Genomic DNA, 11,447 nt, shown 5'->3' on the forward strand with positions numbered 1-11,447 from the left:
GGCTAACCGGGGGGGCGGGGGGGGGCCCGCCCGGGCGCCCCCCCCCCGCGGTGGGTTTCCTGCCCTTGGCGGCGCCGCCCGCCCCCCCCCCGGGGGGGGGGCCCCCCCCCGGGGGGGGGGCCCCCCCTCCGGCATCGGCCGTGTGCCGTTCGACGCACGGGCCGTCCGAAGGACGTCCGGAGCCGGTCAGTACGCGCTGTTGACGTTGTCGATCGAGCCGTACCGGTCGGCGGCGTAGTTGGCCGCGGCCGTGATGTTGGCGACCGGGTCGTAGATGTTCGTCGAGGTGCCGGGGACGTGGTACGCGTTGAACGTCGGCCGGATGACCTGCAGCAGGCCGCAGGACGGGGTGCCGTTCTTGGCATTGATGTCCCAGCCGTTGACGGCGTTCGGGTTGCCGGTGGACTCCCGCATGATGTTGCGGTGCAGACCGTCGTACGAACCGGGGATGCCGTGGGCCCGCATGATGTCCAGGGACTGCCTGATCCAGCCGTCCAGGTTGTTGGCGTAGACCGGGGTGCGCGCCTCGGAGCGGCTCGCGGCCTGCGTCTCGTTGCGCTTCTCGGCGGCGGCCGCGGCCTTCGCCCGGGCGGCCTTGGCCTTCGCCTCGGCTTCGGCCCTGACCTTGGCAGCGGCCTCGGCCTCGGCCTTCGCGGCGGCCTCGGCCTTCGCCTTCACGGCGGCGGCCTTCTCGGCCCTGGCGAGATCGGCGGCCTTGACCAGATTCGCGGCGGTGGAGTGCTGCTCGATGAGGCTGGCCTGCAGTGCCTTGGCCTGCGGAGTACCGGCGGCCGACGCGAGAACCACGGGGGCGCCGGACGCGGGGGCCTGCGCCTCGGACTTGGATTCCGCGTTGGCGGGGACGAGCGAGAACGAGAGCGAGGCGACGGCAACGGCGGAGATGCCCGCGACGGAGAGCTTCTGGGTCTTGTTCAGGCGACGACGACTGCCGGGGATGCTGGACATGGACATACAGACGTACCTCTTCGAATTGCGGGAGTCCTCACGGAGGACGAAGACGGGAAGCGGCGTTTTCGCATCTCCGTCGGGGACGAGAGCAATTCTTAGCGCCAGCAAAATCTGGTGGCAAAGGTGTGATGTACGAACCCGGATAGTGGATCGGTGCCCCGCTCGAACGTGCTGGCCCGCGCTCATGCCCATTGATGTGCCACTTACATCTCCACTAGCGAGCTTCGTAAGTGATGTGGGTCCTATGCCCGGCCTCACACCGGCCGGGCGGCAAACTCACCAACCGTTGCTCAAGCAATCCAGAGTGTTAGGTTCCGCGTCGGAGAACGGTAGTTGGGCGTTCCCGGACCCACCCGGCCCCCGCGTCCACGCCAGCAGACCCGGGCACGGCGGGAGCCGTACGCCCGGCCGGCACCCGGTCCGGACTCCTGGGGGCGTCCACGTCACGTCCGTACAAGAGGGGTGCCCGGACAAGGGGCGGCAGGAAAGGGCGCGCCCGTACGAGGCCCGGCCGGGCTCGACGCCCCGTGGCCACCACGGCTCCGGCCGGGCCGACCGGACTCGTGGGGGATCGCCGCACTCCACGCCGTCGATGGGCCTAGTCCCTACGCCCTAATCAGGGGCCTCCCACGGGCTGATACGACACCTCCACCGCCGCCGGTACCGTGAGGTCATGAGTCATCGCCCACCGTCGGGCCTCGCAGCGGTGAGTGCCGCGCTGCTCGCCATGAGCCGGCACCTCGAGGTGCGGGACGTCCTCAAGACGATCGTCGCCTCGGCCCGCGAGCTGCTGGACGCCGAGTACGCGGCCCTGGGCGTGCCCGACGACCACGGCGGCTTCGCCCAGTTCGTCGTCGACGGGGTCAGCGACGAGCAGTGGAAGGCCATCGGCCCCCTGCCCCGGCAGCACGGCATCCTCGCCGCGATGCTCCACGAGGCGAAGCCCGAGCGCCTGGCGGACGTCCGAAAGGATCCCCGCTTCGAGGGCTGGCCCGCCGCGCACCCCGACATGTCCGACTTCCTCGGCCTCCCCATCCGGGACGGCGACGAGATCATCGGCGCACTCTTCCTCGCCAACAAGCGCTGTCCCAAGCCGGAAGGAAGCTGCGGATTCACCGGCGAGGACGAGGAACTGCTGGCGATCCTCGCCCAGCACGCGGCGATCGCCCTCACCAACGCCCGGCTGTACGAGCGGAGCCGCGAACTCACCATCGCCGAGGAGCGGTCCCGGCTCGCCCATGAGCTGCACGACGCGGTCAGCCAGAAGCTGTTCTCGCTGCGGCTCACCGCACAGGCCGCCACCGCCCTGATCGACCGCGACCCGGCCCGAGCCAAGGGTGAGCTGCACCAGGTCGCCGCGCTCGCCGCGGAAGCAGTGGACGAGCTGCGCGCCGCCGTCGTCGAACTGCGCCCCGCCGCGCTCGACGAGGACGGTCTCATCGCCACGCTCCGTACCCAGATCCAGGTCCTGGACCGGGCCCACACGGCCCGGGTCACCTTCGAGAGCCTGGGCGTACGGGCCCTGCCCGCCGCCCAGGAGGAGGCGCTGCTCCGGGTCTCCCAGGAGGCCCTGCACAACGCACTGCGCCACTCCGGTGCCGATCACGTCGACGTCACGCTGTCCCGGCACGGCGGCGGCACGCTGCTCAGGATCACCGACGACGGCAGCGGATTCGAACCCGCGGCGACCCGGCAGGCAGGCCGGCACCTGGGCCTGGTGTCCATGCGGGACCGCGCGAGCGGGGTCGGCGGAAGACTCATCGTTGAATCGGCGCCCGGCAAGGGCACCACGATCGAGATGGAGGTACCCGGTGGCTGACAGGATCATCAGGGTGCTGCTGGTCGACGACCACCAGGTGGTCCGCCGCGGTCTGCGTACGTTCCTGGAGGTCCAGGACGACATCGAAGTGGTCGGCGAGGCGTCCGACGGCGCCGAAGGAGTGGCCCGGACGGAGGAGCTCCGCCCCGATGTCGTCCTGATGGACATCAAGATGCCCGGCACCGACGGGATCGAGGCCCTGCGCAAGCTCCGCGAGCTGGGGAATCCGGCCAAGGTCCTCATCGTCACCAGCTTCACCGAGCAGCGCACCGTGGTCCCCGCCCTGCGCGCCGGAGCCTCCGGTTACGTGTACAAGGACGTCGACCCGGACGCCCTGGCCGGCGCCATCCGCTCGGTGCACGCGGGCCACGTCCTGCTCCAGCCGGAGGTCGCGGGGGCCCTCCTCGCCCAGGACGACGCGGGCGGCGGTACGGGCCGGGGGAACTCCCTCACCGAACGGGAGCGGGAAGTACTGGGCCTGATCGCCGACGGCCGTTCCAACCGGGAGATCGCGCGAGCACTGGTCCTCTCCGAGAAGACCGTCAAGACACACGTCTCGAACATCCTGATGAAGCTCGACCTCTCGGACCGGACGCAGGCGGCTCTCTGGGCCGTCCGGCACGGGGCGGCGGGCTGAGCGGCACTGAAACGGACCGTCTTCCTCCGGTCCGAGATTCATACTGTCGGGTGTATGTCACCCGGACGGTGCAATCCGTTCGACTCCGGGGCGTTCTCCAGGGTGCTGCGGCAGCGGGCCGCAGCACCCTGGAGAACGCCCCGGAGGATCCTGAAGGAAGAACCTGAAGAAGGCCGCTGCCGTCACCGCGATCGCCGGTGGACTCATCGCCGCCGGTGCCGGCGCGGCCTCCGCCACCGGCCACGGCGCGGGCGCCCACGGCGCCGCGACCCACTCCCCGGGCGTGGTCAGCGGCAATGTCGTCCAGGTCCCGGTACAGGTCCCGGTGAACGTGGCCGGCAACACCGTCAACGTGATCGGCCTGCTCAACCCGGCCTTCGGCAACCTCGGTCCGAACGGCTGACCGGCCGCACCGCCCTGCTGCGCCGCCGGACGGGCGCGTCGAGCCCGTCCGGCGGCATCCGCCACGGCGACATCGCAAGCCCGCTCGGGCGCACGCGGCCCGCCCGCCCCGTCCGTCGATCGAGCGCACAACACTCCGGCCGGCCCCGGCCGGGCAACGGGAGGCCCGGCCGGGCCTCCCAGCCCTACCGCCTGCGCTCCTGCTCCTCCACATAAGCGTTGTACGCGGCGACCTGCGCCCGCCGAGCAACCCGCTCCACCGGCCGCAGCGCCTCCCCCCGGGCCGCGATCTCCGACGCGCTCACCGCCCCGCCGTGCCCGTTCTCGCACGCCACCGAGATCAGCAGCCCGACGCGCTGCGCCAGCTCCAGCACCCGCACCGCCCGCGGCGGATACCCCGGCGCCAGCACCTCGCGCCCCCGCTCCACCCGCGCCCGGTACGCATCCACCGCCGCCTCAGCCACCGGCCCGGAACCGGCCACGTCCAGCCGCGACAGAACCGTCGTCGCATCCCGCAACGCCTCGGCCAGCTCCCGCTCCGCCTCACCCAGCGACGGCACATCGGCCGGCGGCGCCTCCCGCACCGGCAGGCAACGCCACACCACCTCGACGTGCAGATCCCCCTCCGGGCCCACCTCACGCACCTCGGGCACCAGCCCGTACGGCGCACCGACGGCGACCACCGCCTCCTCGGCCTCCAACGCCCGCGCGTTGAAGTCCGGGGGACCGCTCAGCCCCAGCGGATGCCCGGGGGCCGGCAGCGCGACCCGGAAGCCGGTCACCCCCAGACCCCGCAGCCGTCCGAGCGCCAGCGTGAGCCCCACCGGCCCCGCCTCACCCGGCAGTCCCTCCACACGGTGCACCGCGTCCTCCCCGACGATGGCGAGCACCGCGTCGTCCGGGGACACGAGTCCCGCGAGAAGTGCGTTTCCCCAAGCGGCCAGCAGCCCTGAGCGTGGTTCCGAAAGCATGGCAACAGCCTAGGGAACGGAGCGGGGGCCTGTCGTCACACGGGCCCAGCGCCTGCGGTGTTCCCGCGGTGGCGTAGATTTCCCTGGGAGCTGTGCCCACAGGCACGCGACGATCTCGACACTGCATGGGGAGACAACGCGCCATGAGCGATGTACTGGAGCTGGTGGACGTATCCGTGGTCCGCGACGGACGCGCTCTGGTGGACGATGTCTCGTGGCAGGTCAAGGAGGGGGAGCGCTGGGTCATCCTCGGCCCGAACGGCGCCGGCAAGACCACCCTCCTCAACATCGCGTCCAGCTACCTCTTCCCGAGCACCGGCACCGCCAGGATCCTCGGCGAACAACTCGGCGGCGTCGGCACCGATGTCTTCGAGCTCCGCCCCCGCATCGGCATCGCGGGCGTCGCCATGGCCGAGAAGCTGCCCAGGCGCCAGACCGTCCTGCAGACGGTGCTCACCGCCGCGTACGGCATGACCGCCACCTGGCACGAGAACTACGAAGCCGTGGACGAGGAGCGCGCCCGCGCCTTCCTCGACCGGCTCGGCATGACGGAGTACCTCGACCGCAAGTTCGGCACCCTTTCCGAGGGCGAGCGCAAGCGCACCCTGATCGCCCGCGCCATGATGACCGACCCCGAACTGCTGCTCCTGGACGAGCCCGCGGCGGGACTCGACCTCGGTGGCCGCGAGGACCTGGTCCGCCGCCTCGGCCGACTGGCCCGTGACCCGTACGCCCCCTCCATGATCATGGTCACCCACCATGTCGAGGAGATCGCACCCGGCTTCACCCACGTCCTGATGATCCGCCAGGGCAAGGTGCTCGCCGCCGGCCCCATGGAGACCGAGCTCACCTCCCGCAACCTCTCCCTCTGCTTCGGTCTGCCGCTCGTCGTCGAGCACACCGGCGACCGTTACACGGCCCACGGACTCCCGCTCTCCTAAGGCCTCTCGTTCGGATCATCCGGACCGGCCTGATCCGAACGAAAGACCCCGGGCCGCCTCGTCGCACGGCGGACGGCGGTTCGACGGCACGGCCCGGTACGGCCGGCCGACGGTCCCCACGGGCAGCGTCGCGCCCGCCCGGCTGCACCCTGTCCGCGAGGGCACCCGCGGTCCTACCATGGCCACGTGGACATCGAAGCGTGGGTGTGGTGGCTGATCGGCGCAGTGGGACTGGGCATCCCGCTCGTCCTGACCGCGATGCCCGAATTCGGCATGTTCGCCGTCGGGGCGGTCGCCGCAGCGGTCGTCGCGGCACTCGGCGGCGGCATCGTGGCCCAGGTACTGGTCTTCGTCGTGGTCTCCGTGGCGCTCATCGCCGTGGTGCGCCCGATCGCCACCAGACACCGCGCGGACCGGCCTCAACTCGCCACCGGCATAGATGCGCTGAAAGGCCGTCAGGCAGTCGTCCTGGAGCGGGTCGACGCCGGCGGCGGCCGGATCAAACTGGCCGGAGAGATCTGGTCCGCCCGCGCACTCGACGGGGAGCAGAGCTTCGATCCGGGCCAACAGGTCGATGTCGTCGACATCGACGGAGCCACAGCAGTCGTCATGTGACCGAACCACCCACACGACAGCGCACGTTCTGTCAGACTCGAAGTCGATCATCATGAGATCGGGGCCGTCGAGCCGTACGGCCCCTCCCGCGAACTCGACCTCGATCATCGCGATCCGTCGGCAACCGAAGGGCAACGAGGAACACGATGCAACCGATCATCATCGTTCTGATCATTCTGGTGGTGCTCGTCTTCATCGCCCTGATCAAGACGATCCAGGTCATCCCACAGGCCAGCGCCGCCATCGTGGAGCGCTTCGGCCGCTACACCCGCACGCTCAACGCGGGCCTGAACATCGTCGTTCCATTCATCGACTCCATCAGGAACCGCATCGACCTCCGCGAACAGGTCGTCCCGTTCCCGCCCCAGCCGGTGATCACCCAGGACAACCTGGTCGTCAACATCGACACCGTCATCTATTACCAGGTGACCGACGCGAGGGCCGCGACCTACGAAGTCGCCAGCTACATCCAGGCGATCGAGCAGCTCACCGTCACCACCCTCCGCAACATCATCGGCGGCATGGACCTGGAGCGGACCCTGACCTCCCGAGAGGAGATCAACGCAGCCCTCCGCGGAGTCCTCGACGAGGCGACCGGCAAGTGGGGGATCCGGGTCAACCGCGTCGAACTCAAGGCGATCGAACCGCCCACCTCCATCCAGGACTCGATGGAGAAGCAGATGCGCGCCGACCGTGACAAGCGCGCCGCGATCCTCCAGGCCGAAGGAACCCGGCAGTCCGCGATCCTCACCGCCGAGGGCGAGAAGCAGTCCGCGATCCTGCGCGCCGAAGGTGAGGCCAAGGCCTCGGCCTTGCGCGCGGAGGGCGAGGCCCAGGCCATCCGTACGGTCTTCGAGTCCATCCATGCCGGTGACCCGGACCAGAAGCTTCTCTCGTACCAGTACCTCCAGATGCTCCCGAAGATCGCCGAAGGCGATGCCAACAAGCTCTGGATCGTGCCCAGCGAGATCGGCGACGCGCTCAAGGGCCTCAGCGGGGCCTTCGGCAACCTCGGCTCCGGCGCACCCGGTTTCGACACCGGCAAGGAACGCCGGGAACAACCCCCGGTCGAATGACGCGTACACGCCCTCGTGCATGATCAATGCACCAAGCACCGATCATGCACGGGGGATTCGCCATGACCACCTGGGAGATGCTCGCCGTCTTCGCCGCAGGCATCAGCGCGGGCACGATCAACACGATCGTCGGATCGGGAACGCTGATCACCTTTCCCGTACTGCTCGCCACCGGCCTGCCCCCGGTCACCGCCACCGTCTCCAACGCCCTCGGCCTGATCCCCGGTTCGATCAGCGGCGCCATCGGCTACCGCAAGGAACTCGCCGGGCAGGGGCGCCGCGTGCTCAAGCTCGCCGTCGGTGCGCTGATCGGCGGCCTCACCGGTGCCACCCTCCTGCTGGCCCTGCCGTCCACGGCGTTCGAGACGATCGTGCCGATCCTCGTGGCCCTGGCCCTCGTCCTGGTCATCCTGCAACCCCGCATCAGCAATGCCGTCCAGCGCCGACGCGCACACACCGGCACCACCGCCCGCCCCGACGGCGGCCCGCTCCTCGTCTTCGGACTGATGCTCGCCAGCGTCTACGGCGGCTACTTCACCGCCGCCCAGGGGATCATCTACCTCTCCCTGATGGGCATGCTGCTCGACGACACGATGCAGCGCCTCAACGCGGTCAAGAACGTCCTGGCAGCCGTCGTCAACAGCATCGCCGCGCTCTTCTTCCTCTTCGTCGCGGACTTCGACTGGACGGCCGTCGTGCTGATCGCGGTCGGCTCCGCGCTCGGCGGTCAGATAGGCGCCAAGGTCGGCCGCCGCCTCAGTCCGATCGTCCTGCGCGTCCTCATCGTCGTGGTCGGCACGGCCGCCATCGTCCAGCTGCTGCTCCGCTGACCCACGGAAGCCCGCCTCCGCAAGGAGACGGGCTACCGGTACGACAGGACGCGTACGGGACAGCCCTCAGGCCGCGGTACGGTCCAGCCACTCAGGCAGCGCCGACCGCTCACCGACTCCCATCGCCAGCAGCATCGCCTCCGCGGGAGACGGTACGAAGGGCTGCTTCAGCAGCGGCATCCCTGCCTGTTCCGGGGTCCGGGCCGCCTTGCGGTGATTGTCCTCCGCGCAGGACGCCACCGTGTTGAGCCAGGTGTCCTGACCACCCTGGGCGCGCGGCACCACGTGGTCGACGGTGCTCGCCCGCCGCCCGCAGTACGCGCACCGGTGTTGGTCCCGTATCAGCACACCCCTCCTGGACCACGGGGCCTGTCTTCGGAACGGCACCCGTACGTACCGGCAGAGCCTGATCACCCGGGGCACCGGAATGTCCACGGCGGCGCCACGCATGCGGAGATCGGGATGCGACTGCTCGACGACGGCCTTGTCCTGCAGAATCAGCACCACCGCACGGTTCAGTGTCACCGTCGACAGCGGCTCGAAGCTCGCGTTCAGTACCAGCGTGTCCCGCATCTCGCCCACCTCCCGTGTGCCGCCCGCCCCCTGGCAGGCCCGGATCAACTCTGGCCGGGCGGGCCGTGATGGACAACGCAATAAAAAATGCCCTGCCCTGATCTCTCCAGGACCAGGGCAGGGCAAACAGCGGGAGAATTCTCGGCTCACCGGGTATCAGGCGGGACCTGTGTACTCACCGATCAGCTGGGCACGTCCCAGCGTGTGGAACCGCAGATTGAATCCGACGACCGCGGGCGACACATCGCTGTCGACACCCAGCTTCTCGCTGTCCACCGCATACACGGTGAAGACATAGCGGTGGTTCTCCCCGGCCGGCGGTGCCGCGCCGCCGAACTCCTTCGACCCGTAGTCGTTACGGACCTGTACGGCACCGGCGGGCAGCCCCTCGAACTTCCCGCTGCCCGCACCCGTCGGCAGCTCCGTGACCGAAGCCGGGATGTCGAAGACCACCCAGTGCCAGAATCCGCTGCCGGTCGGAGCGTCCGGATCGAAGCAGGTCACGGCGAAGCTCTTGGTTCCGGCCGGGAACCCCTCCCACCGCAGCTGCGGTGAGGTGTTACCGGCCGCGAACACCTGGGCGTCCGCCAGAACGGCACCGGGGGCGAGGTCCTCGCTCACCACCGTGAAGGACGGCACCTCGGGATGGAAGTCGTGCGGCAGCGGCGCCCTCTTCGGCTCGGTCACGTCAGCACCTCTCCTGATCGCTCTACTGCTGTCAGCAGGTCTTCCACCGACCCTAGAGCCAGTTGCGCCGACCGCCGACCTCGGCGAGCCACTGATTGAGGTACGCAGCCCAGTCGGTCCCCTGGAAGTCGTTCAGCCCGACCTTGAACGTGCGGTACGAGTCGCTGCCCTCGCTGAAGAGCCCGGACTTCTTGTCCATCTCCAGTACGACGTCCATTTCGCGGTCGTCCGCGACGAACGTCAGCTCCACCTGGTTCAGCCCGCGGTACTGCTGCGGCGGGAAGAACTCGATCTCCTGGTAGAACGGTAGGCGCTGGCGCGTACCGCGAATGTGGCCGCGCTCCATGTCCGCGCTGCGGAAGCCGAAACCGAGCTGCCCGAAGGCGTCGAGAATGGCCTGCTGGGCCGGCAACGGGTGCACATTGATCGGGTCCAGGTCGCTCGAGTCCAGCGCCCGCGCGATCTCCAGCTCCGTGGTCACACCGATGTTCATGCCGTGCAGATGGTGACCGGCGAACATCGTGATCGGCGTCTCCCAGGGAATTTCGAGCCCGAACGGCACGACGTGCACGGCACCGGCCTGCACCTCGAACGCGCCACCGAGTCGAAGCGTGGTGAACTCGATGTCCTGCTTGGTCTCGGTGTCCTCGCCCTCGACCTCGACCCGGGCCTGCAGACCCACGGAGAGTCCTTCGATGCGCTGCTCCACGGATCCACCCTGGATCCGGACCTCGCCCTGGACGACCCCACCCGGTACGACATTGAGTTCGGTCAGCCCGGTCTCCACCGAGGCACCACCGGCACCCATGCTCGCGAGCAGCCGCTTGAAGCCCATGTTCACTCCTCCTTGGTCCTGACCCCTAGATACGCGTCACGACCGTGGTCGGTTCCAGGTAGCCTCGAACGTCATGATCGAGGGCCTGGACCGTACCCCGCTGACACGCGACTTCTTCGACCGCCCCGTACTGGACGTGGCACCCGACCTCCTGGGCCGCACCCTGGTACGCAGCACCCCCGAAGGCCCCATCGAGCTGCGCCTCACCGAGGTGGAGGCCTACGCGGGCGAGATCGACCCGGGATCGCATGCGTTCAGAGGCCGCACCCCGCGCAACAGCGTCATGTACGGGCCGCCCGGTCACGCGTACGTGTACTTCACCTATGGAATGTGGCACTGCCTGAACCTGGTGTGCGGTCCGGAGGGCAAGGCCTCCGGAGTCCTGCTCCGGGCCGGCGACATTCAGGTCGGTGCCGACCTCACCCGCAAACGTCGACTCTCGGCCCGCAATGACAACGAACTGGCCAAAGGCCCGGCCCGACTGGCTACCGCGCTCGACGTCGACCGCGCCCTGAACGGCACCGACGCCGTCGCACACCCCGATGCCCCGCTGTTCCTACTGCACGGCACCCCTCCACCCCACGACCAGGTACGCAACGGTCCGCGCACCGGAGTGGGCGGTGACGGAGCCACACACCCCTGGCGCTTCTGGATCGACGGAGACCCCACGGTGAGCCCGTACAGAGCCCATGTGCCACGCCGCCGCGCAACTTGACTCGCCCTTGGGAGCCACCTAATGTAGTCCGAGCCGCTTGAAACGGGCACTGCTGTCGGTACGGTCCATTGGATCGCCCGATCATCCCGAAGTGGCCAACCACTACCTACGATTCACCCTGACGGGTGCGAATTTGGCATGCCATAATTCGACCTCATCGACTCGATTATGAGTCACCAAGGAAATCGGCTAATGTGGTGGACACGCCGAAAGGCAAGGCCACTCCAAAGGTCACCGGAATTCAAATTCGAACCGGAAACGGCGAGAAAAGAGTCTGGTAAAGTTGGAATCGCTGGAAAGGGAAACGCGAAAGCGTGGAACTGGAAAGCGGCCCCGCTTCGACCGGGAATCGGACACGAAAGAGTCTGATAGAGTCG

At 69.0% G+C, this 11,447-nt stretch carries 13 protein-coding genes; 8 read left to right on the top strand and 5 right to left on the bottom strand.

Annotation, left to right across the window (positions count from 1 at the left end; genetic code table 11):
• Positions 1 to 186: 186 nt before the first annotated feature.
• Positions 187 to 972: a transglycosylase SLT domain-containing protein gene (locus ACIOHC_RS27245; RefSeq protein WP_351087294.1), complete on the bottom strand. Its 786-nt coding sequence runs from the start codon at positions 970 to 972 to the stop codon at positions 187 to 189.
• Positions 973 to 1,642: 670 nt separating this feature from the next.
• Between ACIOHC_RS27245 and ACIOHC_RS27250 the strand changes: the two genes are divergently transcribed.
• The 3 genes from ACIOHC_RS27250 to ACIOHC_RS27260 all read left to right on the top strand — a co-directional run bounded on the left by ACIOHC_RS27250 (position 1,643) and on the right by ACIOHC_RS27260 (position 3,828).
• Positions 1,643 to 2,788: a GAF domain-containing sensor histidine kinase gene (locus tag ACIOHC_RS27250; protein ID WP_365694796.1), complete on the top strand. Its 1,146-nt coding sequence runs from the start codon at positions 1,643 to 1,645 to the stop codon at positions 2,786 to 2,788.
• Positions 2,781 to 3,425, top strand: coding sequence for a response regulator transcription factor (locus tag ACIOHC_RS27255; protein ID WP_351087290.1), 645 nt, complete (start codon positions 2,781 to 2,783; stop codon positions 3,423 to 3,425). Before ACIOHC_RS27250 ends, ACIOHC_RS27255 begins: the two co-directional genes overlap by 8 nt.
• 163 nt (positions 3,426 to 3,588) lie before the next feature.
• The gene (locus ACIOHC_RS27260; RefSeq protein ID WP_389638777.1) at positions 3,589 to 3,828 is read left to right on the top strand and encodes a chaplin family protein; all 240 of its coding nucleotides are present in this window, start codon (positions 3,589 to 3,591) and stop codon (positions 3,826 to 3,828) included.
• A gap of 184 nt (positions 3,829 to 4,012) precedes the next feature.
• Here ACIOHC_RS27260 and ACIOHC_RS27265 read toward each other — a convergent pair whose 3' ends face one another.
• Positions 4,013 to 4,798 (bottom strand): hypothetical protein, encoded by a 786-nt coding sequence (locus tag ACIOHC_RS27265; protein WP_401844325.1) that lies wholly within the window; start codon positions 4,796 to 4,798, stop codon positions 4,013 to 4,015.
• Positions 4,799 to 4,941: 143 nt separating this feature from the next.
• On the opposite strand from ACIOHC_RS27265, the gene ACIOHC_RS27270 reads away from it, so the two are divergent.
• From ACIOHC_RS27270 to ACIOHC_RS27285, 4 genes are all read left to right on the top strand, one after another.
• Positions 4,942 to 5,739 (top strand): ABC transporter ATP-binding protein, encoded by a 798-nt coding sequence (locus tag ACIOHC_RS27270; RefSeq protein WP_351087138.1) that lies wholly within the window; start codon positions 4,942 to 4,944, stop codon positions 5,737 to 5,739.
• Positions 5,740 to 5,925: 186 nt separating this feature from the next.
• Positions 5,926 to 6,354, top strand: a complete 429-nt coding sequence (locus ACIOHC_RS27275) for an NfeD family protein (RefSeq protein WP_351087136.1) — start codon at positions 5,926 to 5,928, stop codon at positions 6,352 to 6,354.
• Positions 6,355 to 6,500: 146 nt separating this feature from the next.
• A complete protein-coding gene (locus ACIOHC_RS27280; protein ID WP_351087134.1) occupies positions 6,501 to 7,430 on the top strand; it encodes an SPFH domain-containing protein in 930 nt (309 codons plus the stop codon).
• Between the two features lie 62 nt (positions 7,431 to 7,492).
• On the top strand, positions 7,493 to 8,260 hold the full coding sequence (locus tag ACIOHC_RS27285; RefSeq protein WP_351087132.1) for a sulfite exporter TauE/SafE family protein: 768 nt from the start codon (positions 7,493 to 7,495) through the stop codon (positions 8,258 to 8,260).
• Positions 8,261 to 8,326: 66 nt separating this feature from the next.
• Here ACIOHC_RS27285 and ACIOHC_RS27290 read toward each other — a convergent pair whose 3' ends face one another.
• From ACIOHC_RS27290 to ACIOHC_RS27300, 3 genes are all read right to left on the bottom strand, one after another.
• Positions 8,327 to 8,833 carry an HNH endonuclease gene (locus tag ACIOHC_RS27290; RefSeq protein WP_351087130.1) on the bottom strand — a complete coding sequence of 169 codons (507 nt, stop codon included), beginning with the start codon at positions 8,831 to 8,833 and terminating at the stop codon, positions 8,327 to 8,329.
• Between the two features lie 156 nt (positions 8,834 to 8,989).
• On the bottom strand, positions 8,990 to 9,520 hold the full coding sequence (locus ACIOHC_RS27295) for a YbhB/YbcL family Raf kinase inhibitor-like protein (RefSeq protein ID WP_351087128.1): 531 nt from the start codon (positions 9,518 to 9,520) through the stop codon (positions 8,990 to 8,992).
• 52 nt (positions 9,521 to 9,572) lie between these two features.
• Positions 9,573 to 10,355, bottom strand: a complete 783-nt coding sequence (locus ACIOHC_RS27300; protein ID WP_351087126.1) for a sporulation protein — start codon at positions 10,353 to 10,355, stop codon at positions 9,573 to 9,575.
• A 73-nt stretch (positions 10,356 to 10,428) separates the two neighbouring features.
• On the opposite strand from ACIOHC_RS27300, the gene ACIOHC_RS27305 reads away from it, so the two are divergent.
• Complete coding sequence (locus ACIOHC_RS27305) at positions 10,429 to 11,070, top strand: DNA-3-methyladenine glycosylase (protein ID WP_351087124.1); 642 nt, start codon at positions 10,429 to 10,431, stop codon at positions 11,068 to 11,070.
• Positions 11,071 to 11,447 lie beyond the last annotated feature (377 nt).

This window comes from Streptomyces sp. NPDC088252 (genome assembly GCF_044740965.1).
Classification (GTDB): Bacteria; Actinomycetota; Actinomycetes; order Streptomycetales; family Streptomycetaceae; genus Streptomyces.